This is a genomic window from uncultured Parasphingorhabdus sp., from assembly GCF_963975555.1.
Lineage (GTDB): Bacteria > Pseudomonadota > Alphaproteobacteria > Sphingomonadales > Sphingomonadaceae > Parasphingorhabdus.
The window spans coordinates 1,075,988-1,100,437 of sequence record NZ_CAXBHH010000001.1; the positions used below are offsets into that span (position 1 = coordinate 1,075,988).

At 55.0% G+C, this 24,450-nt stretch carries 17 protein-coding genes; 8 read left to right on the plus strand and 9 right to left on the minus strand.

Features of this window, described 5'->3' with window-relative positions:
• Positions 1–13: 13 nt before the first annotated feature.
• Positions 14–595 carry a hypothetical protein gene (locus tag AAC060_RS05350; RefSeq protein WP_339823696.1) on the minus strand — a complete coding sequence of 194 codons (582 nt, stop codon included), beginning with the start codon at positions 593–595 and terminating at the stop codon, positions 14–16.
• Between the two features lie 227 nt (positions 596–822).
• Between AAC060_RS05350 and AAC060_RS05355 the strand changes: the two genes are divergently transcribed.
• Positions 823–2,940, plus strand: a complete 2,118-nt coding sequence (locus AAC060_RS05355; protein WP_339823698.1) for a BamA/TamA family outer membrane protein — start codon at positions 823–825, stop codon at positions 2,938–2,940.
• On the plus strand, positions 2,941–7,110 hold the full coding sequence (locus AAC060_RS05360) for a translocation/assembly module TamB domain-containing protein (RefSeq protein ID WP_339823701.1): 4,170 nt from the start codon (positions 2,941–2,943) through the stop codon (positions 7,108–7,110).
• A 243-nt stretch (positions 7,111–7,353) separates the two neighbouring features.
• On the opposite strand, the gene AAC060_RS05365 is transcribed toward AAC060_RS05360, so the two are convergent.
• The 7 genes from AAC060_RS05365 to AAC060_RS05395 all read right to left on the minus strand — a co-directional run bounded on the left by AAC060_RS05365 (position 7,354) and on the right by AAC060_RS05395 (position 16,619).
• Positions 7,354–10,539: an autotransporter domain-containing protein gene (locus AAC060_RS05365; protein ID WP_339823703.1), complete on the minus strand. Its 3,186-nt coding sequence runs from the start codon at positions 10,537–10,539 to the stop codon at positions 7,354–7,356.
• Positions 10,540–11,173: 634 nt separating this feature from the next.
• Positions 11,174–12,010, minus strand: coding sequence for an alpha/beta hydrolase (locus AAC060_RS05370; protein WP_339823813.1), 837 nt, complete (start codon positions 12,008–12,010; stop codon positions 11,174–11,176).
• Between the two features lie 374 nt (positions 12,011–12,384).
• Positions 12,385–13,098, minus strand: coding sequence for a YoaK family protein (locus AAC060_RS05375; RefSeq protein WP_339823706.1), 714 nt, complete (start codon positions 13,096–13,098; stop codon positions 12,385–12,387).
• Between the two features lie 123 nt (positions 13,099–13,221).
• The gene (locus tag AAC060_RS05380; protein WP_339823709.1) at positions 13,222–13,671 is read right to left on the minus strand and encodes a DoxX family protein; all 450 of its coding nucleotides are present in this window, start codon (positions 13,669–13,671) and stop codon (positions 13,222–13,224) included.
• A gap of 2 nt (positions 13,672–13,673) precedes the next feature.
• Entirely contained in the window at positions 13,674–15,524 is a 1,851-nt protein-coding gene (locus AAC060_RS05385) for an amidohydrolase (protein ID WP_339823712.1), read from the minus strand.
• A gap of 90 nt (positions 15,525–15,614) precedes the next feature.
• Positions 15,615–15,884 carry a DUF1427 family protein gene (locus AAC060_RS05390; protein ID WP_339823714.1) on the minus strand — a complete coding sequence of 90 codons (270 nt, stop codon included), beginning with the start codon at positions 15,882–15,884 and terminating at the stop codon, positions 15,615–15,617.
• Between the two features lie 75 nt (positions 15,885–15,959).
• Entirely contained in the window at positions 15,960–16,619 is a 660-nt protein-coding gene (locus AAC060_RS05395; RefSeq protein ID WP_339823717.1) for a hydrolase, read from the minus strand.
• A gap of 171 nt (positions 16,620–16,790) precedes the next feature.
• Between AAC060_RS05395 and AAC060_RS05400 the strand changes: the two genes are divergently transcribed.
• From AAC060_RS05400 to AAC060_RS05420, 5 genes are all read left to right on the plus strand, one after another.
• Positions 16,791–17,378 (plus strand): NAD(P)H-dependent oxidoreductase, encoded by a 588-nt coding sequence (locus tag AAC060_RS05400; RefSeq protein ID WP_339823719.1) that lies wholly within the window; start codon positions 16,791–16,793, stop codon positions 17,376–17,378.
• Positions 17,379–17,393: 15 nt separating this feature from the next.
• Positions 17,394–17,984: a TMEM175 family protein gene (locus AAC060_RS05405; RefSeq protein ID WP_339823722.1), complete on the plus strand. Its 591-nt coding sequence runs from the start codon at positions 17,394–17,396 to the stop codon at positions 17,982–17,984.
• Positions 17,985–18,223: 239 nt separating this feature from the next.
• Positions 18,224–18,850: a response regulator transcription factor gene (locus tag AAC060_RS05410; RefSeq protein ID WP_339823725.1), complete on the plus strand. Its 627-nt coding sequence runs from the start codon at positions 18,224–18,226 to the stop codon at positions 18,848–18,850.
• 1 nt (position 18,851) lies between these two features.
• Positions 18,852–21,965, plus strand: a complete 3,114-nt coding sequence (locus AAC060_RS05415) for a two-component regulator propeller domain-containing protein (protein ID WP_339823728.1) — start codon at positions 18,852–18,854, stop codon at positions 21,963–21,965.
• Positions 21,966–22,013: 48 nt separating this feature from the next.
• On the plus strand, positions 22,014–22,637 hold the full coding sequence (locus tag AAC060_RS05420) for an AraC family transcriptional regulator (RefSeq protein WP_339823731.1): 624 nt from the start codon (positions 22,014–22,016) through the stop codon (positions 22,635–22,637).
• A 138-nt stretch (positions 22,638–22,775) separates the two neighbouring features.
• Here the strand turns inward: AAC060_RS05420 and AAC060_RS05425 are convergent, their stop codons facing one another.
• Positions 22,776–23,606, minus strand: coding sequence for an SDR family oxidoreductase (locus AAC060_RS05425; RefSeq protein ID WP_339823734.1), 831 nt, complete (start codon positions 23,604–23,606; stop codon positions 22,776–22,778).
• 270 nt (positions 23,607–23,876) lie between these two features.
• Between AAC060_RS05425 and AAC060_RS05430 the strand changes: the two genes are divergently transcribed.
• Positions 23,877–24,137: a hypothetical protein gene (locus AAC060_RS05430; protein WP_339823737.1), complete on the plus strand. Its 261-nt coding sequence runs from the start codon at positions 23,877–23,879 to the stop codon at positions 24,135–24,137.
• Positions 24,138–24,450: the final 313 nt, after the last annotated feature.

Below are 24,450 nucleotides of genomic sequence, written 5' to 3' on the forward strand. Positions count from 1 at the left end.
TACCGGCCTGGCGTTATTTGACCACGCCGCGAAAGCGCAGTTCACCGGAAGCGCCGGCTGCAATCGGTGAAGGCAGAACCCAGCGGATATGGGTGACATCGGATGCGACTGCCGGACGGGTCGTCTGCACCGGTGCAGCGGTTTCGCCGGCTTGCTCTTCCGTTGCAGCAGCGACCGTTTCGGTGACGGTCAGGTCGGGCAATTTTCCGAAATTCTTGCCGCCATCGACCGATAGCAGAGCCCAGTCTTCAAGAACTTCGATCAAGGCTACGGCGGAATGGACCGGGTTGTTGACGACAAATCCGGTCACCGCATTCTTGCCGGTGTTGCGATAGGTGTTGATGAACAGCAATGTGTCGCCGGGAATGACTTTGACGGTGGCCGGATCAACCAATGTGGTCACGGTTTCACCGGATTCAGACGCTTCGGTCCGTTCTACCATTATCTTGCTGTCAATTTTGACATCGGCTCGCGGGTCTGTTGCAGCGGACTGGACAGCGACCGAAAGCGGCGTTGCATTTGCCGCCTGAGATGCGGTCAATCCTGCCATTAATACACCGGTGATCATGGCGGTTTCGATCAAAATCTTACGCATATTAGACATTTCCAGCGATCCTGTTGAACAATGGTTGATCGATCGGAAGCGACCGGTCCCTGTTGACCTGAAAATATGGGGTATCTTGGTTAATGAAAGATTAAAATAGGCTATGAAATTGGCAGTCTCATGGTGGCTAGATGGAATATCCCGCAAAAAGAAACGCTTGCCGCAAAGGCAGCCTTATTCGTTGGCTTCACGATTCATCACCGGCTAAAGAGTTGGCAATGGGTCTGATCGCTTTTCGTAGCTGCCTCGGCATGCTGGTTATTTTGGCTATGGGTTCTCCCATCCGGCCGGTCTTTGCCCAAACGGATGACCAGTCGGTCGTCAGTCTGCCGGATCAGCCTGATATTGACGAGCCGCTCGACCCGGATCAGGCACTGACAGAATTCCCGGATTTCGGGGTCGAATGGCCCGATCTGGATCAGGTCGCGGATCCGGTCTTCGACGAAATCGAACAGGAAGCCCAAGAAGAAGCCGTACAGGAAGGCGCAACGGCGCTGACGGCGACAGACGTGATTGACGATCAGGAACAGCCGGCAAGCGAAGAGCTTCTGGCCGACGATTTGCGACAGAATGAATTCCGACCGACCGACGCGCTGGCGGAAACCGCCTATCGGGTCAGCTTCAAAGGCTTGCCCGAGACTATCGGCGAAGCCTTTACTACCCGCTTCGACGCCTTGTCGGTTCTGGAAGAATATCAGGATGACGAGGCCAATTTCGCCCAGATAAGGCGGCGCGCGCAAAGCGACGAAGAGCTGGTCGAACGGCTGATGCGGATCGAAGGCTATTATGATGCCGTGGTGCAGACCCGGTTCGTGGCTGATGGTGCGGAACGGTTGACCGTGGTGATCAACGTACAGCCCGGCCCGCAATATGAACTGGATGCTATTGCCTTGCCCGGGATCGAAATGGCGGTCGCGCCAGATCCCGATACATTCCGGGAAAGCTTCGGGTTGCAGTCCGGCGATGTCATTAATAGTGACCGGATCATGGACGCCAAGGGCCGGCTCAATCTCGCCATGGCGGAAAATGGCTATGCGTTCGCGAAGACCGGCGAGCCGGAGCTGGAAATAGACCATGCCGAACGGCTTGGTGATCTTGCCATGACCGTCGTTCCCGGCGGCAAATATAATTTCGGTTCCATTGTGCTGGCGCCGACCGATCTGTTCGATGCCGATCATGTGCAGATGATCGCCCGTTTCGATCCCGGCGATATTTATCAGGCGTCGGATCTCGAAGACTTGCGCAGAGCGCTGATCGCGACCGGGCTGATCTCGACACTCACTATCGATCCGATGGAGTCCGAAGATCCGGGAGCGGTGGATATCGCTGTTGCTCTGACTCCGGCCCCGCTGCGGACCATTGCCGGTGAAATCGGTTATGACACCGGTGAAGGGATTCGGTCGGAAGTCAGCTGGGAGCACCGGAATCTTTTTCCGCCGGAAGGGCTGATCCGGGTTACCGGCGTGCTGGCGACACAAGAACAATCGGGTAGCATCGCCTATCGCCGCAACAATTATCGACGACGTGACAATATATTGAACGGGCTTACCGCCTTGAGCATTGTCGATAGCGCAGCCTATGATGCTGAGACATTTTCGGTCGCAGCGAATATCGAGCGGCAGAGCAATCTCATCTATCAAAAACGCTGGAGCTGGTCGGCGGGTGTCGAAGTGCTCGCGTCGCGGGAACAGGACGTTACCGGAGATATTGATCCGTCCGACGCGGAAACCTATTTTATCGCTTCGCTGCCGGGACTGGTCACATTCGACGCCAGCGACGACCTGCTCGATCCGACCCGCGGCTTCCGCCTGAGTGCCCGTATCGCTCCCGAAGCTTCGCTGCAGGGCGGCAGCTTCTTCTATGTGCGCAGCCAGGTCGATGGTAGCGCCTATTTCCCGGTTTCGGATAAAATTGTGCTGGCCGGACGCGCGCGTCTGGGAACGATTGCCGGTGCCGGTACCAACAGCATCGCACCGTCCCGCCGGCTTTATTCCGGCGGCGGCGGCTCGGTGCGGGGTTACAGCTATCAAACGGTCGGGCCGCTTGATGTCAATGATGATCCGGTCGGCGGTCGTTCGCTGGTCGAATTTTCGCTCGAGGCACGCGTCCGGACCGGCTTGTTCGGGGGCAATTTTGGCCTCGTGCCGTTCATCGACGCCGGCAATGTTTACTCCAGCAGCACGCCGGATATTTCCGGCATGCAATATGGTGCCGGTCTCGGCATCCGCTATTATAGCGACTTCGGCCCAATCCGGATCGATGTCGGCACCCCGATAAATCCGCGATCGGGTGATTCCCGGATCGCGGTCTATGTATCGCTTGGTCAGGCATTCTAGATGACCGATGGTACCGAAAAGCCCCGGTCCGGTCTGATGACATGGCGCTGGCCGATGCGCAGCCTGATCGGATTGGCCGTGCTGGCCATCCTTGGCCTGATCGGCGCGGCGCTCTGGCTGGATAGCGATTCCGGCCATCGCTACATTATCGATCAGGTGGAAGCGCTGGAGCCGGACAGCGGTCTCCGCATCGGGATCGCGGAGATAGATGGATCAATTTACGGCGAAGCCATAATGCAGGGGCTTGAACTGAGCGATCCCGAAGGACGGTTTTTTTCCGCCGGAGCGGTGGCGGTCGACTGGAACCCGCTGGCATGGATATTCAATGAACTGAATATCTCGGCAGCGGTCATTAGCAAGGCCAGGATCGACCGCTTGCCGAAGTTGATCGATAGCGGAGAAGACCAGCCGCTGCTGCCGGACTTTGACATATATGTCGGCGCCTTTCGCGTCGACAATCTCGCCATCGGGGAAGCCGTAGCCGGGTCAGAACAATATGCTGATCTGTCCGGTTCGGCCGATATCCGGGCGGGTCGCGCGATGGTGCATCTGGATGCTGCAACCACGCGCAGTGGTGACAAATTGGCGCTCGCCCTGAATGTGGAACCGGATCGCAAAAAGCTCGATATCGATGCGGAAGTGATCGCGCCGTCAGGCGGCGTGCTGGCCGCTATTCTTGGACGGGATCAGGATCTGGCTATTACCCTGAAAGGCGATGGTAGCTGGCAGAAATGGAATGGCGAGTTCAACGCGCTCGGCAATGGTGAATCGCTGACGCAGATCGCGCTTGAAGCCAAGGAAGGCGTGTTTGCCTACGATGGCACGCTGACCGCCGCGCTCATGCCCGAAGGCATTGCACAGAAACTGGCGTCGCCCGATCTGGCGATCAAGGGCAGCGCGAGCCTTGCGGACCGTCTCGTGACCCTGGATCTCGATGCTCGCTCCGCCGCTCTGTCCTTTACCGCAAAGGGCGGGATTGATCTCGGGCGGAACAGTCTCGACGCGATGCGGCTCGAGACGAGGCTGATCGATCCTTCCGCGCTGGCGGCCAATATGAAAGCGCAGGATTTCGAGCTGAAGGCGTTGCTGAACGGCAAGTTTTCCGAACTGCGGTATCAGTATCTGTTGACTGCGCCGCAACTGGCCCTGGGCAAGACCCTGTTGACCAATGTGCGCGGCGAGGGCGAGGGGCAGCGCGATACCGGCGGCTGGGACATTCCGGTCAAGCTGTCCGTTGGCACGGTGATCGGCAATGGCGAATTGCTGAAACAACTGCTCTCCGGATTTAGCGCGAACGCATTGCTGCGTTATGAAAAAGATTTACTGTTCGCCGAGCGCGCCCGTGTCGCGACCAACGTCGCAAAAGGCACATTGGATCTTGAACTACGTCCCTCGACCGGCGATTTCGCGGTCAATATAGATGCCAATGCACCCGGCTTTGCGGTACAGGGGGTCGGGCTGGCCGATATCGTCGCGCAAATCAATCTGGGGCCCGCGCCATCCGGCTTGTCGCTTGATGGCGAGGTCAACGCGAAACTGCGCCGCTTCGATATTGCCTTCCTCCGCGAACTGGCGGGCGGACTGCCGGAGCTGCAAACTGGCCTTGCCCTCGGTGCGGACGGTCGACTGCGATTTTCCGATCTCGCCGTAAAGGCTCCCAAGATTTCTTTCCGGGGTTCCGGCAAGCAGACCAGTGCGGCAACCTTTGCCTTCCAGGGCTCCGGCAAACAGGACAGCTATGGTCGCTTCGATCTGAAGCTCGACGGACCGCTGGCCCGGCCGAAGATCGCCTTGCTGCTCGACAGCCCGCTGCCCGCCGCCGGTCTGTCGAAGGTCAGCCTTAATCTTGATCCCGTGAACGCCGGCTTTGCCTATGTCGCATCCGGTGGATCGACGCTGGGACCATTTAGTAGCACCGGCAATATCCTGATCAAAGCGGGTCAGGATACGGCAGTGCGTGTTGATCGTCTGCTGGTGTCTGAAACGCTGGCGACCGGCACGATTCGATCCACCGCCCAGGGCTTCGCCGGAACGCTCGCCGTCAGCGGCGGCGGCGTGAACGGCGATGTGCTGTTCCGCCCCGGCGACGGACGACAGTTGATCCGCGCCAATCTCAAGGCGGAAAATGCCCGGTTCGATGGCAACCCGCCGATTTTCATCCGCACCGCCGTGCTTGACGCGGATATTGTGCTGATCGATGGCAAGTCGAATATCGACGCGACCTTGCGTGCGCAGGGGATCAGCCGTGGCGAGCTGATGATCGGCCGCATCGCTGCCAACGCAAAGCTGACCGACGGCATTGGCGCGGCGACCTTTACCATGGCCGGGACCCGGGGCAGCACGTTCGAATTTCAGGCAAAAGCGGATATCACGCCGGATCGTTACCAGATCACCGGCGACGGGAAATTCGAAGGACGCAGACTTCGCCTGACGGAGAAACTTGAGCTCCGCCGGGTCGGCGACGGCTGGACGATTTCCCCGACGACCATCAGCTACGGTAGCGGCAGCGCCCGTATGTCCGGACGATGGGGCACCGGAAATTCACATCTGGTCATGGCGCTGACGAAAATGCCGCTGTCGCTGGTCGATATCGCTTACGCAGATCTTGGGCTGGGCGGCACCGTCAATGGCACCGTCAAATTGACCCAGTCGGGTTCGCAAGTGCCGGTCGGCGAGGCCAAGCTAACAATCAAGGGGCTGACCCGGTCGGGCCTTATATTGACATCCGAACCGGTCGACCTTGGCCTGAATATCGCGGTTAGCCAGCGCAACGCAGCGGCGCGGGGGATCATCAAGTCTCCGGCAGGAAAAACCATCGGACGGTTCCAGGGACGGGTGACCGGTCTCGGCGGCGGCAACTGGCAGAGCGAGTTGTTGAACAAGCCGCTATTCGCCCAGGCCCGGTTCAGCGGCGGTGCGGAAAGTATCTGGCGGCTGACCGGCGTCGAGACCTTTGACCTGACCGGACCGGTTGCGGCCAGCGCCGATGTCAGCGGCAGCCTTGCCAATCCGCAGATCAAGGGACTGGTGCGGACCAGCAATGCCCGGCTGGAAAGCCCGCTGACCGGTACGGTTATTTCCAACATCAAGACAGTCGGCCGGTTTGACGGCTCCCGTCTGGTGCTGCCCGAATTGACCGGCGTTACCACCGGTGGCGGAACGGTCAGTGGCAGTGGCAGTTTCGATTTTGCCGTCGCGCCCGGTGAAGGCATCGGCATCGTGATGGACGTCAATGCCCAGCAGGCGGCACTGATCGCACGGGACGATTTCGCCGCTACGGTGACCGGGCCGATCAAGATACGCAGCTCGGTTGACGGAGGTCTGATCTCGGGTGACGTAATTCTCAACCGCAGCTATTTCCGCTTCGGTCGGGCGAGCGCAACCGCCAACCTGCCGGATATCAAAACCCGCGAGATCAATCGTCGTGCCGATGAGCGGCCGGTGTTAATTCGCAGTCGTCCGTGGCGTTTTGCGCTGACGGCGGATGTTCCCAACCGGCTGCGGGTCGAAGGCCTGGGGCTGGATAGTGAATGGAGTGCCAATCTGAAAATAACGGGGCCGGTCGATAATTTCGCCATCGTCGGTACTGCCAATCTGGTGCAGGGCAATTATACCTTCGCCGGCCGGCGTTTCCGGCTCGAGCGGGGACGGATCCGCTTTGTCGGCAACCAGCCGGTCAATCCGATATTGGATATCGAGGCGGAAGCCAATCTGACCGGTCTGAATGCTACGATCAACGTGACCGGCACCGGCAACCAGCCCGAAATCGCCTTTACCAGCATCCCGGCTTTGCCCCAGGACGAGCTGTTGTCGCGGGTCCTTTTCGGCGCGTCGATTTCCGCCCTGTCTGCCCCCGAAGCCGTGCAGCTGGCCGCCGCAGTGGCCTCGCTCAACAGCGGCGGCGGCCTCGATCCGATCAACCAGTTGCGCAAGGCGGTCGGGCTGGATCGCTTGCGGATATTGCCGTCCGATACCACCACCGGCGCGGGCACCTCGATCGCAGCGGGCAAATATATAACCCGCCGCGCTTATGTCGAGCTGATCACCGACGGCAAGGGCTATAGCGCGACCCAGCTGGAGTTCCAGATCACCCGCTGGCTGTCGATCCTGTCGAGCATCTCGACGCTGGGCCGGCAAAGCGCCAACGTGCGGGTGAGCAAGGATTATTGATCCGGTCTGTTTCGGAGAGACCGGGCAGAGGAGGGGAGACAGGAGTGCGGGCCAAAGGCTCGTCCCGCTAACAGGCATGTCCCAAAAATATACCCGCCAAGCCGGAGCCGTCTCGGCCTGTCCTCATAACATTCCGGCCCTCGAGAAGACCGGATGCCGGAAGATCAGGCAGAGACAGGCATCGTGGAGTAGCAGGCATCCAGCGTCGCGAATGCGCAACCGCAAGGATTTAGGCGAGGGCTCCTAAAACGCCAGGCTCAGCGAGGCGCGGGCGGAATAGCCGACGCTCTCCGCCGTTTTTTCGGCTCTCGCGGACAATTGCCAGGTAAAGTCCATCCCGCCCGCCAATATGCGCGCTTCGCCCAGCCAGCTGCTGTCGAGACCGTCCGGCGTCAGGGTGAAATCCTCACCATCGAGGAAACTGGCGGTGGTCGTGCCGAGCGATCCGGCCAGATGGTGCCGGCGTCCCCCTTCCAGTTCAAACGTCAGGGGCGTGGAATCTTTTCGTTTACGGCCCAGTCGATAGACAGCGGCGACTGTCGTGGCGGCTGTAACCGAGTCGCTGGTCCGGCCGTCCACATAGAGGTTCAGTGCATCGCCACCGCCGGTTTCGTCATATCCGCTTTCATGCAACCGATAATAGTCGAGCGTAGCCTTGGGGCGGAAGGTCAGACGACTTCCGACATCCAGATCATAGGAAACACCGCTGGTTCCGGAAACCATCCAGCCATTCCAGTCAGCCGTTGTGGTGCCGGTATAGTCGGTGTCATCCGCGGTTGCGGTTATTGAGCGGGTGCTGGATAGCGAAAGATAGGAGGCTGATATCCGGCCGAAGGCATAAAGCGGACCGCTATCCATCCTCCAGAACGCGCCAAGTTCATGCTGCGAAGCGTCAACGATGCCGGTACCGCCGTTATTTTCGATATCACCGCTGGTATAGGCATAGGACAGTCCGAGATTTCCTATTTTCGACCAACGCTCGAGACCCATGGATACGCCCCAGCCGCTGGTTTTATAGGAAGCGGCATCGCCGGCATCTTTTTTATTTCCCCAATAGATCGGCTCTATCCATGCGCCAACATTGCTTACGTCATAGATTGAGGAATCGTCCATGATATGCAGGGCGGCCAGCCGCGACCCGCGGGTGGCAAAGTCAAAGATGCCGCCGGAGTGGTCCGGTAAAAACTGATCCACCTGGCTTTGCAATGTCGCGGCATCCTCGATTTGCAGAAAGCTTGTCGCCAGCGTGTCGTCTGTCGCACTGGCGGTGAGGATCGCGTCATATGCGGAGGTCCCGGTACCGGTCAGCCCCAGTTCTTCCGCTGCCTTTCTGCGGATTTCCAGAACCAGATCATTGCCGGACAGGCTGGTCTCGCCAGCAAAGATGAAGGGCAGTTCTGTTGTCGCGGAATCGAAGTCGGGGGTGCCGTTAATCTGCGATGCGGTCAACACGACATAGGTTCCGTCGGCATTTTCGAGCGAGGAAATTGTCGTGGCAATTTTCGCTCCCGTTTCAAATGTCGCGCTGTTCACTTCATATAGCGAACTGGTGCCCTCTTCGCCGTCAATATAGACGCCAAGCGTACCGCCGGAGCCCACGGTCAGGCTGTCGAATGTGGATGTTTTTGCATCGCCGACACGGAATGTTCCTCCATCGACGACGACAGATACGCCCGATCCGTTCTGGACGGTTCCGGTATAAACTGCGCTGTCGTTCAGGGTCACAAGAACGGATTGGCCGGCTCCGTCGATGTCGCCGACAAAAGTTGCTTCATCGGATAAGGTCATTAGCCCGGTGCCGGTGCCGAAATATACATCGCCCGTATAGGCTGCATCATCCGACAGGGTGAGCGTATCATTGCCTGCGTTAAAATAGGTGTCGCCGATAATCACGCCGGCGCTGGCACTGATCAGGTCATTACCCGATCCGGTCACGATATCGCCGATGATCGCGGTATAAATCGTGTCATCCGTTTCGTCGTCGTCGAGATCCGCTTCGATGTCCGCTTTGGTTTCCGCGTCCTCGTCGTTGAGATACTGGATGATCGTCAGGCCGGTTGTGTTGCTGGATGCGGCGATCGCTTGCTGAATGTCTTCGCTGGACGCCGAAGTCGTTATGAAACCGGAGTTTTCGATCGATGTCAGCGATCCGGACAAGTCCCTGATCGCATAGACCTCTCCTTCTCCGGTAGAAGTGAGCGTTGCTGACAGGGTGCCGGAGACGGCGATGCGATCAACGGTAGAGTCTTCATTGATCAGAAGAGCGGTTGCGGTCGAATCGTAACTTGTAGCCTTTAACGTTCCGGCCAGTTCGATGCCGCCGGTGACGTCAACAGCGCCACCTTGCCCGCCAATGACCAGGCCGAAGGAATCGGTGGAACTGTAATTTGCCGTGCTGACAATCGATCCGTCGATCACAAGGGAATAGCCGTCAGCATTGTCAGCGACGCTCCCTATAACACTATCACTCGCCCCGCCGATCAGCATCGCCGGACCATTGCCGGTGGACGCGATGTAACCGGTGCCTTCCAGCGTGTCTTCGATGCCGTCATTATCCTCGTCATCATTGTCGTCATCATCGTCATCGGGCGCGACAGCGACTAGAATACCGCCACCCACATTGCCGGTAATCTCGACCGCAGCTGCACCGGATCGGAGATCGGTCCGGGACAGCGACGTCGTCACGCTATCGTCGTTTGTATAGCTGCTCAATTGCCGAACTGTTCCCTGAAAGGTCAGTGTGCCGTCAATATCTCCCTGCGAAGAAAAGGCTACCGACCCGTCGCCGACAACCTGGACACTGCCGCGAACGGTAACATCCTCCGAAACGTCGTTCACTTTGATGCCATAGCCGTTATCGCCGATTACCGTGATCGTACCGGTGTTGATAATCGAACCATCATAGCTGGAATCGACCACGATTCCCCCGGAATTCAGGCCTTCCACGGTAATGGTCCCGCTGTTGTCCAGCGATCCGCTCGCGGTTCCGCCGCCAGCGACGTAGATGCCATAGCGATTGCTGGCAGAGGCAATCGGGCCGTCGGCAATCGCGTTGGCATCGTCATCTTCGGATACGAAATCTTCCAGTACCGTGATCGTTCCGACATTCGAGATATTGGCATCGGTACCGGTCTGGACCAAAATTCCTATCGCATCATCCGCATCTCCGACGTTGATTTCGCCCACAACGACGCTTGAATCATCTTCATCCAGCCCTTCGATGGTGACGTCATTGTCGCTGTCCACCGTAATGGCCACGCCTGAATCGATCGCGATAACGCCGCCGTCGGTTATGATGATATCGCCATCTATCGACGTCAATATCGGGTCGGTCGTTTCGCTGTTGATGGTCGTGTCGGCATAAGCGGGAACGCTGGCCAACGATGTTGCAATGGCAAAAGCACAAGTCGTATTCCTGATAATGCGCATAATGGGATCAATCCTGATGTCGTGTTGAATGGGGGTTTCAGCACGCGTCATTGATCCGAACTGTGGAAGAATTATGAGGGTTGCGATGGGGCGTTGAACGGCCTGTGCCTATATATAGGGAAGTTCGAGCATCTCTACGCTCGATCGGCCAAGCGCAAACGTGCGGGTGAGCAATGAATATCGAGGCCTGTTCGTCAGGGCCGCAAAAATCGCGACAAGGTGCGGCCTGGATAGTCATCTTCGCTTCCCGCTAATAGTTCTGTCGACATTATCGCTTTGCAATACACTATGTTGCTGTTGATAAGCGGGATGCGCTCCTGCAGCTCATTGCGGAGCATATTCTTCCCTCTTTCCCACAGGTTTTGTGAAAAATGACCGCTTTGCTCGGGTTGGTCGTTGGCAAGAACGATAATGCGGGCAGGGGGAATATGATGCAATCAATTGCTCGGCATTGGCCGGGGCGTTTGAAATGCTGAAAAGATTCCGTTCCGGATCAGACGGGATCAACTGTGAGCCGTCTCCCATGTCGGTCGATCCGGTGAGTGAAATAAGCTGCAAAAACCTGCCGTTCAATCCGACCAATCTTTAAAACGCAATCTCCTTATTGCTTGCTGACGGGCAACATACGCAATGGTCACTTTCTGAAAAACGCGAGCAGATCGCGGTTAATCACATCCGGATTTGTCGAGGCCATTCCATGCGGGAAGTCGGGGTACGTCTTCAATGTGCCGTCGGAGACTAATTTAATCGCGAGTAGAGCAGAGTTGGCAATCGGGACAATCTGATCATCTTCGCCATGCATGATTAAAACGGGAACTTTGACCGCTTTCAAATCTTCGGTGAAATCAGTTTCTGAAAACGCCTTGATGCAATCATAGTGGGCTTTTGATCCGCCCATCATGCCTTGGCGCCACCAATTTTCAATAAGGCCTTGCGATATTTTTGCGTTTGGCCGGTTGAATCCGTAAAACGGACCGCTGGGTATATCCATAAAGAACTGAGCGCGGTTCTCCGCCAAAGCGCTTCTAAAGCCATCGAATAGCTCCATCGGCAATCCACCTGGATTTACAGCTGTTTTCAACATTATTGGGGGGACAGCGCCCAATAATGCTGCTTTGGCAACACGGCCGGGCTTTGCTTGGGCTACGTAGCGGATAACTTCTCCACCTCCGGTAGAATGCCCTACATGAATTGCGTTTTTCAATCGCAAATGATCGGTCAATGCAGCCGTATCCGCCGCATAATGATCCATATCATTTCCCTCCCATGTTTGAGTGGAACGACCATGTCCGCGACGATCGTGGGCAATCACACGATATCCTTTGCCTAAGAAATAGAGCATCTGAGCGTCCCAATCATCGGCTGATAATGGCCAGCCGTGATGAAACACAATTGGCTGCGCATTTGTTGGGCCCCAATCTTTATAAAAAATCGAGACGCCGTCGGTGGTTACAATAGACTGGTTTGTCATGCGAAATGCTCCTTTTGCTGGGCTGGGCGAGAGGGTGTTGGAGAATAGTTCGGTGGGTTGAAAAGCTGCTGTTGCTGCGACCAAGGCCGTAATGCGACCAACCCCAACGAGGACCTTTCTGCGTCCATATTCAGGTGGTTTGGAAGACGACATATCTTGTTCGGGACGAGAGAGGGTCTGGGACATCTGCGGGAACTCCTGCGCCTTGGAATTAATTTCTAAGCCAAGATGCCTCAGTCCCGTGCACAGCTATTGTTTAATCCAGATATTTTTAGTCGAGACCAAACATAATCGCAGCCTGTGTCTTTCCGCGATGGACTTATGGTCAGCGAACTCGGTAATTTTGATCTGTTTGATGCTTGAGTAGCGCGGTTTCAGCCACGGGGTTCGGTGAACCCGCTTTGCCCGCTTTTAGGATGGACCGAAAACAGCAGCGTACTGCACAAAATAATCATACCAGTCAGCGCCAACGGTATCGCTAGGCCGTATATTAGAACCAGAGTTGCGCCAGTTGCAGCCCCAGCAAAAATGCACAGGACAGCCGCGCAACGGCGTAACCAGTTCGGGTTTGATCCGCCGGCGATCCTAGAATCTGCGGCAAGCCCGGTCAGCGTCAGCGTTAATACTGTTGTTGTAAGGTCGGGGATTTTGAGTTGCCGGATCGTACCATTGCGATAACCCATAGCGATAGCAGTCAAAGCTATAATTGCATAAAGTTGGATTTTGGTTTCTTGCGCAGCAACATCGAAGCCGATCGCGACAGCTGCTGCTATCCATAGCAGCGCTGCTTCTATAACCGCAGAGAGGTTCAACCAGCGGCGTAAGGGACCGGGCTTCAGCCGCGAACCGGCAAGACCAGCAGCAACCGCGCCAATCAGGAAGCAGGCAATTGCCAACAGATAAGGGGCAACAGAAAATCCCGGCGCATCAGCAACGGCGAAGCCCAGAAAGACGATATTCCCGGTCATATTGGCCGTAAACACCTTCCCAAGCCCAAGCACGCTGATCGCATCCACGAGTCCGGTCGTGAACGACAGAATCAAGAGCAGTTGCGCCAATGGCGGAGTAGTTTGAGCAGCATTCTTCATTAGATCACCTTGTTTCGGTGCGGAAATCGGTTTCTAAAAGGGCCGAGCCGATAGGAAAAAAAGCGCACAGGTCTTTCTCCGCAACCTTGAGACAAAACTTATAAAGCCGAGAACATGCGTGAGCTACGTAGCCGCATGATCAAGACGCGCAGCCAGGATGGCGGCCAGTAAGAATGCGCCGGCTAAGCCAATATGTTCAAAGAAGGCATTGCTCGCAGCAAATTGTTCCTGTCCGTGCAACATCCAGAACGGATTGGCGATAAAGGCTGCAAGCACCGTAAAAGTCCCGAGCATGGCCGCTCCCAGCCATGCTAGACGATTGGTCAGCACCATTGTCGATCCAGCCAATTCGATAAAGATGGTCAATGCTGCCGCTATAGCAGGAAGAGGGATCCCAAAATGTGCCTGCTCGGCCACCGCAGTTGGCCAATCCATCAAATTTGTAAATCCGCCGATCAAATATGCGCCAACCAAAAGCAGTCTCGCAAGAAACAATGTTATCGGCTGGTTTAATATTGCGGAGACGATAACCGGATCAGACCAGATTCCTCCATGAGTGTCTTTGCCAGTCATGGTCACACGGCCCAACAGCCGCAACCTAATGCGCCCCAAAATGTCTGAACATCTGCCGTTGGAACAGATCTGCCCAATGCAGCGGCATGATCGTGGCCATGTACGCCGCATGCTGCAGAGCAACCACATGCAGATGCAAGTTTTTCCGAGACCTCTGACTTGCGGTAATGACCGCCGAAATGGGCGACGGGCGACCAGTCTGGCATCGCTGGCGGCAAGTCCGGAGCCAGCCGAGAATAATTGCCTTCGCCGTGTACCACTGCACCACCCAACATAGTCAGAACCGAGCGCAAATGGACAATCTCGTCTTCGGGGACGGAAAAATAATCGTCGGAAAGAAGCGACAGGTCGGCGAGTTGGCCTGCACGAATCTGGCCCTTCTTACCCACTTCGCTTGAAAACCAGGTATTTTCGTGTGTCCACATACGCAGTGCCTTTTCGCGGCTAACGCGGTTGGCACCGGGATATATTCGCAATCCACCCACGGTTTTTCCAGTCACTAACCAGGATAGCGATACCCAAGGGTTATAACTGGCGACACGAGTGGCATCCGTACCCGCGCCTACAGGAATTCCCGCCGCGATCATCCGCGCAATTGGCGGCGTTCGTTCGGCGGCACGCGCACCATAGCGCGTGGTAAAATCTTCGCCCTGAAATGCCATCCGATGCTGAACCGCAATTCCACCGCCAAGCGCTGCAATCCGGTCAATGTTGCGATCGCTGATCGTTTCGGCATGGTCAAAAAACCAGTTAATTCCGGTCAGGGGAATGTCTCGATTGACCTTTTCATAAACATCAAGGGCCCGATCGATTGTCTGGTCATATGTTGCGTGTAGACGCCATGGCCAACGGTTCTCTGCCAGTAGACGAATGACTGGTTCCAAATCTTCCTCCATGCCCGGCGGCATATCGGGTCGCGGCTGACGGAAGTCTTCAAAATCGGCGGCGGAATAGACTAACATCTCACCCGCGCCATTGTGCCGGTAAGTATCATCGCCTCGCCCGGGTGACACCTGTTTTACCCATCCAGAAAAATCGGCCATCTCCTCCTTGGGTTTTTGAGTGAATAGATTGTAACTAATTCGAACGGAAAGTTGGCCGTCCGCATGCAGCTTTTCAATTATTTCGTAATCGTCGGGATAATTTTGGAACCCGCCGCCGGCGTCAATCACGCTAGTGATTCCAAGCGCGTTAAGTTCGCGCATAAAATGGCGTGATGAATTGAGCTGGTATTCGGGCGGAAGTTTTGGCCCTCGAGCCAGTGTCGCATAGAGGATCGTCGCATTGGGTTGCGCTATTAGCAGGCCGGTAGGTTCCCCTGATGCATCGCGGACGATCTCGCCTCCGGGCGGGTTGGGTGTGTCTTTCGTATATCCTACCGCGCGCAGGGCTGCAGCGTTCAGCAAAGCGCGGTCATATAGGTGCAAAATGAATACCGGTGTGTCCGGAGCGGCAGCGTTGATCTCTGCGATGGTAGGGAGCCGTTTTTCAGCAAATTGATGTTCCGTAAAACCGCCAATGACTCGAACCCATTGTGGAGGTGGTGTATTCTGGACTTGGCGGCGCAACATCGTCATCGCTTCCGATAGACTGGGGACGCCATCCCAGCGAAGTTCCATATTATAATTTAACCCGCCGCGGATCACATGGGTGTGACTGTCGATCAGCCCAGGAATCAAACGGCGTCCGCCCGCGTCGAGTTCTTGGGCATCTGGAGAAGCTTCGCGCACTTCCTGTTCCGAGCCAACGACGAGGAAGTGTCCGTCGCGAATCGCAACTGCTTCTGCCAGCGGATTCTCCCGATCCAACGTAGATATGCGAGCATTGTAAATGATGAGATCAGATTTGGGCATGGCGTGCCTCCAATGGCTGGTGAGTAGCGAGTGGCAAGGGGCTGCAATCGTGACGGCTCCGACAACCGAGCCGTCGTCGGGTGGTGCCCGTCAACTTTTGCTTTCCGGACAATCGGGATAAATTTTATCATGGCTTGGGAGTCGCCCGAATACGTGCCGGACGCAGTCTTCCTGGACGAATTCTGTCACGCCTTCCCCTCGCATGAACTTCATCGCTATGGGGGTGATCTGCTCGCCGATGAGCATGCCTAGCAGACCCACAAGCGCGATAACCGGCGGCGCTGGCGATCGGACCTGGAATACACCGTAAAGCAAGCCTACAAGCAGGCCGATCCCCAATGCTATCATATATGATTTCATGATATCCCATCCTTCTCTTTGAATTTTCCGCACGGCTGAGGTGGGGAGGTTCGCGCGTGAACCTCCCCCATCCGTTTAGTGAGAGCCCTCGGAAGCGTTAAACATTGCTTTGGCGTATGTGATGCCAATACCGTAGGCTCCTGCCAGTTTCTGAGCGGCACCAGTCGTTGCTTCATAGGTTTCTGTGCGGGCCCAATCGCGTTGCAGTTCTAAAATATACTGGACTGAGGTCAAAGGAATTGCTCCTTGCTGTATCATCCTCTGCACAGCATGATCATGGGCTTCATTCGACACGTCTCCGCAGGCATCTGCGATGAAATATGCTTCAAACCCTTGATCAATTGCTGATAAAACGGGACCTACGATACAGACGCTGGTCCACAGTCCCGCGAAAATAATGCGCGGTTTGCCAATTCGGTTTACCTCATCGATCACTGCACTGTCTTCCCATGTGTTCATCGACGTGCGGTCGAACAGTGAAAGATCGGATAAAACATCGGTGATTTCAGAAAACATAGGCCCGGAGAAGCTTTTCTCCGCAACCGTAGTCAAAATCGTCGACACAGCAAAAATTTTTGCCGCCTCTGATACCAGTGCAGCATTATTGCGTAACAAGGTGGGATCAATGGACCTTGTTGCAAACGCCATCTGCGGCTGAAAATCTATCATTACCAATGTATGATTATCAGGATTGAGTAGTGATTTGCTTGGAACGGGAGTGGCTTTGGGCATCATATTATCCTTTGTGGTGCTGAATTATCGACCCAAAGATGCCCTCAACCGGTGATCGATTATTGTATGATCGGAAGGTAATCGGTCGCAGCCGCACATAAAATCAACCCATCCGGAATTTGATCTAGAAACCTGCGATATACGGGCGCAGACTTCGAACCATGGAGGTAGCTTATGTTAAAATTACTTGTTTTCTACGGATCCTATCGACGTGACCGGATGGGGATTAGATTAGCGGATTATCTGGTCAGGCGGCTTCGCGATCGTGAGCATGAAGTCGAACTTATTGATGCGCAGGCTGTCGGCCTCCCGATGCTCGACCGGATGTACAAGGAATATCGGGCGGGTGATGCGCCCATAAACATGGAAGCGCTAGCGACTTCGATCAAGCAAGCTGATGGTTTTATATTCGTTACGGGTGAATATAACTGGGGTATTCAGCCTGGACTGAAAAACCTCACCGACCATTTCCTGGAAGAGTGGTTCTGGCGACCCGCCGCAATCGCTAGCTATTCGGCTGGCCGACTTGCTGGAGTGCGTGCGGCAAGCTCATGGCATCCGACATTGTCAGAGATGGGGATGGTTACGATTTCTTCGAGTCTTGCCGTTGGTCCCATAGCGGATACACTCGACGTGGCAGGCAATAGCACCGGCAAGGCTGGTGCGTCACTCGATCGAGCCTTTCTGCGATTTTCTGCCGATCTAGAATGGTGGGCCGAAGCTGCTCGGAATCAATCCGCCCACGTCAATCGACCTTATTGAGCGAGTGCCCTGAACATGCCGACTTACCGACTAGAGGCTTTTACCGATGGTGTATTGGCCATTGTCATCACCATAATGGTGCTTGAGCTAAACGTTCCTGTCGGCGGGCGGTTGTCTGACCTTAGCGCCCTAGCACCCATCATGTTCGCCTATGTGCTGAGCTTTGTGAATGTTGGAATATATTGGAGCAACCACCACCATTTATTCCAAGTGGCCGACAGGATCGACGGACGCGTGTTATGGAGCAATCTCGTGTTATTGTTCTGGCTATCGCTTTTGCCCTTCATGATCCGTTGGCTTGATGCATCAGACTTCTCCACGAGCGCCGCGGCAGGTTATGGCGTCGTGTTAACGATGGCCTCGGCATCCTGGATGGCAACAAGACATTTCATTCTGGCGTGCGAGCAAAATGATTTTGCCCTATCCCGTGCGATCGGGCGAGACCGGAAAAGTTGGTTCAGCGTTTCGGCCTACGCAGTTTCGACCCTATTTTCGTTCTACCACCCGCTGTTAGCTATTTCGGGCTACGTGCTCACAACGATTGCGTGGCTTGTGCCGGACAGGCGGCTGGAGAGAGTGATGCAGAAAAAGCTGGAATTGGGCTAGACACAACGGTTCCCGCTCATTGGGAATCCGTTCCTCAACCAGCTCCTTCAGAAGGCTGGCTCGGGCGTTACATCGCCAGGTATTCCGTATCAATCCGAGCGGTTTCGAGGACGTAGCTGATATTTTCTGACTGGCTTATCCAAATTTGCGGAGTAGAAGGCGGTGGAGGCACTGCTATTCAGTTTACTCGATTGACTGGTTAGAGTAAAAACTCGCGAACCAAACTCTAGGACGCTCGCATGGGGTCAACGCCAATTAAAGTTATGGTGGTAGACGACCATCTTTTTTTGCGAGAAGGACTGCGGGCGATAATCGACGCCCAATCCGATTTGAAATTAGTATCAGAAGCGGAGTCTGGTGAAGAGGCTCTGGAAATGTATGCGACAGATCGGCCCGATGTCGTGCTGATGGATCTGCAAATGCCCGGCATGGGCGGGGTTGCAACGATCGAGGCGATGAAAAAACACTGGCCGACCGTGCGGATCATTGTGTTGACAACCTATGCGGGCGATAGTCAGGCTCTGCGGGCACTTCGAGCTGGCGCGTCCGGCTATCTGCTGAAAAATAGCCTGCGAAGAGAACTTTTGGATGCTATCCGTTCGGTTCACGAGGGTGGAAAACACCTTAGCGCGGAAGTCGCCGCCGGAATCGCGTTTCACGTCATTGATGACACTCTGACCGAACGAGAAACCAGTGTTCTCAAACTCGCTGCCGATGGCAATTCAAACAAGCAGATCGCTGGAAAGCTTGGTGTCGTTGAAGTCACGGTCAAAGGCTATATGAAAGCAATCTTTGCCAAGCTCAGAGCTTCTGACCGCACGCACGCGGTCACTATTGCCGCAAGGCGCGGTATCATTGAATTGTAGAATGACAGAAGCCCAGGCGAACGTCCGATGGCGAAGTAAAAAAGCAAAGATTTTCTGGCTCAAATTATCTGTGCTTTCATGGAGCACCCTATTTCTTCTGGTGATTTCGGCGCCAGTATCGGCGCTCAATCCAGACCGGCCTTTGGTCCAGTTACGGCATACGAGCTGGACTATTGGTGACGGTGCGCCAGGAAATATCCTGGCGATGGCGCAAGGTAGGGACGGGTTCCTGTGGCTTGGCACATCTACCGGCCTCTACCGGTTCGACGGATTGATCTTTGAAAGGTTCGAACCGGTTGACGCTGATACCGGTCGTTCGCTTCAGATCACCGCCGTTCTCGCTGCCCGCAACGGAGATGTCTGGGTGGGTTACGATTATGGTGGCATCGGACTGTTGCGCAACGGAAAACTTCGGGACGCCAATCCATGGCCTGCCAAAGGCAGTGTCCAGGCCATGGTCGAGGGAAGCGATGGCGCCATTTGGTTTGCATCCAATAGCTACGCCGCAAATGTGGTTGGTCGTCTGCTGAATGGTCGTTGGGAGATGTTCGATGTAGGAAAGGGAATCCTTCAAGAACCTGTACAATCCTTGTTGCCTGTTGCTGATGGCGGACTTTTTATCGCACTTTTCAGAACCGTTTTGAAATTTGATTCAACCAAAGACAAATTCTTTCCAATCGGAAGAACAGCCGAATTTTCCGCAGCGCTCGCGCAAGATCCGAACGGTCGAATATGGTTAGGCGATGATACAGGGCTGCAGCGTTTTGATCGCAAAAGCCCGATTGCCAACCTGCAGCGGTCAAACGAAGTATTCGAGCTACGCCGCATGCAGTTCGACAGGGACGGAAGCCTCTGGATCACCGGCCAAGCGGGTGGAATCACCCGTATTCCGGCGTTGGGTAAACAAGGTCTCTCGGAAAATATATACAGGGCCGAAACTTTTGGTACCGAGCAAGGCCTAACATCCTTGCAAACATTATCGGTCCTGGAAGATCGTGAAGGGAACCTCTGGATCGGAACCCGTTTTGGATTGGACCGGTTCTCGGCAAACGACGTAGCGCAAACATCATTCAAAGAAGGAATGATGAGCGGCTTCACATTAACCGGTCCAACAAATCCATTCGTTCATTTTGCAGGTGTCTCAGGAATCTACAGGCTTGGCAAAAATATTACAGAGCCAAAATTGATCTTTCCGGCCAAATTGACGGGGGCATTATGTGACAATGGCCGCGAGCTGCTCGTCTTGACCGCAAATGGTGATTTTCTGGTGGGGCCGAATGGCCCTCGACGATTGACGAAGCCTAAAGACCTGCAGAATACTGCATTGGTGGTGTGCGCTGCGGATGATAGCGGTACGTTTTGGACCGGCAAACAGGAACTCTTTCGAGTTTCCGGAACCACATTGAAACCAGCTACTGGTGCGATTGGTCGTTCCAATCTGGCCAGCACGATGTTGCGCTCAGACAATAATGGCGGACTTCTGGTTTATCTTGCGCTGCGCGACCTGATCCAGGTGAGCGGGAATAGCGTGAAGAAGATCTGGGCCGGTTCTAATATAAGCATCGGTTTCATTAAGACGAGCGTTTCAACATCGTCAGGCTTTATATTTGGTGGCGAGTTTGGAATTGCCCGATACGAAAATGGAAATTTCACCTCACTCACGACGAAGGACTATCCCTTTCTTGCAAACGTAACCGGCATTCTCCAGACCAGCGAGGGGCGCAGCTGGATTATCGGAGCGGCCGGTATCGTGGCAATCCCTACGGAAAAACTTGCAGCCGCTTTCGATGAACCCGGTATCGAGTTGCCGTATAGAACGTTTGGATATCAAGAGGGGTTTAGAGGCCGAATGAGCGCCTATGACACAAATGATATCGCACAGGACGAGCGCGGCCGCCTCTGGTTTGCAACTAATCTTGGGCTCGCATTCATTGACCCCGCCCGACTTGTGCACAATGCGTTGGCTCCACCGGTTATCATACGTTCGTTTCAGGCGAACGGTACAGCGCGTTCAATATCAAACGGGGATTTGCACCTTCCTATCGGAACGAACAGGATCGAAGTAGGCTATACAGCGCTCAGCCTTACCGATGCGACGGCAAACCGGTTCCGCTACCGGCTGGATGGGGTAGATCAAGATTGGGTCGAAGCGGGCAACGCTCGGCAAGCCGTATATACCAATCTCGCGCCAGGAGAATATGCATTCCGCGTGACAGGTTCCAATAATGATGAAGTCTGGAATGTGAAAGGCGCGCGGCTCAATTTCACCATTGCCCCGGCATTTTACCAAACAGGCTGGTTTTTCACCCTTTGTATTGTTGCGCTCGGCTACGTCGGCTGGCTGTTTTATCGCCGTAGAATACGTGCGACCGCCGATCGAACGCGCGCTAGGATCGAAACACAGGTTGCCGAACGGGAGAGGATTGCGCGCGAACTTCACGATACCTTGCTGCAGGGCGTGCACGGCTTGATGCTGCGATTTCAAGCGGTCGCCGATAGGTTCGATACTGGCGCGGCTGCGCGAGCAGAGCTGGAAAAAGCGCTAGAGCATGGTGACGATGTGCTGATCGAGGGGCGGGATCGGGTATTGGACCTGCGCTCACAAATCAAGACAGGCAATTTGGAAGAATTGCTTCGTTCTTACCAGGAATTTACTGGCATTCCCCTTTCAGTAACATCTGAGGGAAGCGTCATAGAAATTTGTCCGACTATCGCGACAGAAATCGCAGCCATCGTCAAAGAAGCGCTGATTAACATTGGCCGCCATGCGCGAGCGGCGGAAGCGTCGGTCACGATCAACTACGGCCTGACGGTTCTTACCATCACAATCCAGGACAATGGTATCGGAATATCTCCGTCTATCCGCGAAGCGCTGGGACGGGCTGGGCATTTTGGGCTAGTCGGCATGCGCGAGCGTTCGTACCGCATTGGCGGGGGTTTTGTGATCAATGTGCCCGCAGGAGGAGGAACTGCCATATGCATCACGATACCTGCCAGTATTGCTTATTCCGATACGGCAGCCAATTTCTCATGGTGGCATAAACTGGCAAAATGGTTGCCTTTCTACCCCTCTAAAGAGGGGGAAGACTTCGCCTCGCCCGAGGCTGGGAAATAAAAATCCAATTTGGTAGATTTTCAGCACTGGGCAATGAGGAGGTCTCCAATGTATTTTCCGGCTGCGACTACCATCGACCATAGCTTTCTGGCGCAAATTGGCAGTTACAGACATTCGACAGAAAGCGCTGCGCTTTTGGTGGCAAACGCGAGAAATGCACTTGATGGCGATCCAGACATTGTACGGTGCTATCTCGACCAACTACTGGAATTGCTTGCCCCCGAGATATGCGAGGCCGCCTATGAGCATATTTTGTTGCCAACATCAGGCGCTATTGTAAAACAAGGCGGGCTCGTCAGCGGAGGTCTTGCATCTTGGCAATTGCGCCGGGTGATGAAACATGTTGAAGATCACCTGGATGCCAATATCGTTATCGAGGCGCTGGCGGATCTGGCGCAACTCAGCCCTGGCCATTTTTCGCGAGCGTTTAAGGTATCGATCGGGGAAACACCTCATAATTTCATAATGCGTCAACGTGTCCGTAGGGCGCAGAAACTTATGCTCATGTCCGACGAAACGCTAAGCCAAATTTCTTGCGCCTGCGGTCTAACCGACCAGTCGCATTTATCGCGATTATTCAGACGTTATGTCGGGCAATCTCCTTTTGTCTGGCGGCGGAAATGGAAAGTGGCCGGGCCATGGCTCGAAGATTTTTCCAAATTTAGTCAGTAATCGGAGCATTCGATCAAGTTTGTAGCCATGTTATGATATCGACTGTGCCCGCTTTCATGTTCCTATGAGCCGAACGTCTCGCCCTCTTTGCTCCGATATCGGGCGAAATCTGTTGCGGGTTTTTTCTCAACTCTGGCCCTAGTCGACGATGGCACCTGCAGTCATGTTCACGATCGTACCGGTCATGGCGGCGGAATGTTCTGAAGCAATGAACGTGATGGTCTCGGCAACCTGAGCGAGCGTGGGCAGTCGCTTTGTCATGGTTGTCTGGGCCGCCGCTTCCAGCCATTCTGGAACCGTTAGCCCTAGCGCTTTTGCCTTTGGTTCGAACAGATTGAGAGTGTAGGATCCCGCATCGATAGCGTCGACGATCGCATGAGTGCGAAGACATACAGATCTGATGTTTCGAGGGCCAAGTTCAGCGGCCAACGCTTTGGAAAATGCTTCCACCCCGGCGCAGGCGACAATGTGCGATACATGGCCGGGGATCGCCATTTTGGAAGCAGGAGCTACAACGCTGACGATCACTCCCGGCCTATCGCCTCCCATATGAGGAGTGAAAGCCTTCGCGACGTTGAATGCTGCAGCGAGAAATATCTCAACGTCATGCAAAAATTCCTTCGCGCTAATCTCGGCAATTTCCTTACCCTGATCATGCATGAACCCGGTTGCGTTCAGCACGATGTCGACAGGTCCATGGTCTTCTGCCAGCTGCCTTGCTTTTCTGTCGAGTTCATCTGGATCAAGTACGTCCGCCTGAAAGGCAAACACTGTACCTCCCGCGTCTCTGATACACTTGGCAGAGTTTTCGACAGAGGCGACTGACCTTCCGCCAAGGTGGATTTCCGCACCCCGGCGAGCCAAGGTCATTGCAACCGCACTGCCGATGGCGCCGCTGCCACCAAGAATTACAGCGCGCTTATTTTCAAAGCCCGAGTTCTGCCCATCTAATGATTTGAACTGACCCATAATGTCCTCCCGCTACCTTATTAATGCGCCAGCCTTTTTGTCATGCGCCTGTGAAGGTGGAAATGCCGCACGGGCAGCTTCCGTTGCCGCCGGATGATAAATAGTTCCGTGGTTTTGGTCCAGATGCATCGCGTATATCTTTTTGATGCCGCAACTTTAGCTATTCCCCGGCGTTTTCGCTAAGCGGTCGATGCCGGCCTGTTTCGCTCCTCGTTCATCCCCACCGTTTTCGCCATGTCTCCGATTTACTATGGATTTTATCCCCGCGCATTGTCTGAAACATCTCGTGTGGCAACACCGGCGACCACGCGCGCAACCATGCCGATTTCCGGGGCGGTGCATCGCTTAAGCCGGATTGCCATCAGCCTTGATACCGCTCACTATTTCCCGCTTACGGACGAGAAAGCCATGGAGATTGCCGAAGCACAGCTTCACTGCATCGGTTTTTCTGGGAACGTCCGTACTTTCTCCCGTTCGAACGGCAGGGCAGTGGGTTTCTTCGTCCGCAACTGTAAAAGGCTCCCCCGCTGAGAAGCGATTGCAGTTGGGCTGTGCTGGAGATCGGATCGAAAAGTCGGGCAGGGCTCTCGTCGAATCGCATTTTGCTCTCGATTCTCGACTCTGAATGCGGTGAATGGCTGCATTGTCCGTAAAATTTCACTAGGGACCGGAAACTGCAATGTTCCCGGCTGCTATTCCGGAGGGGGATGCGCGCGACAGCGCAGATTTCCAGCGCTCGAGAAAAATTATCATTATTCTGAGTCAGCACTGTTGACCGAATCATCTCATCCATCTAGAGGACGTTTCATCAGGACGACGCGGCTCAGACGGGCCCCACTGTACT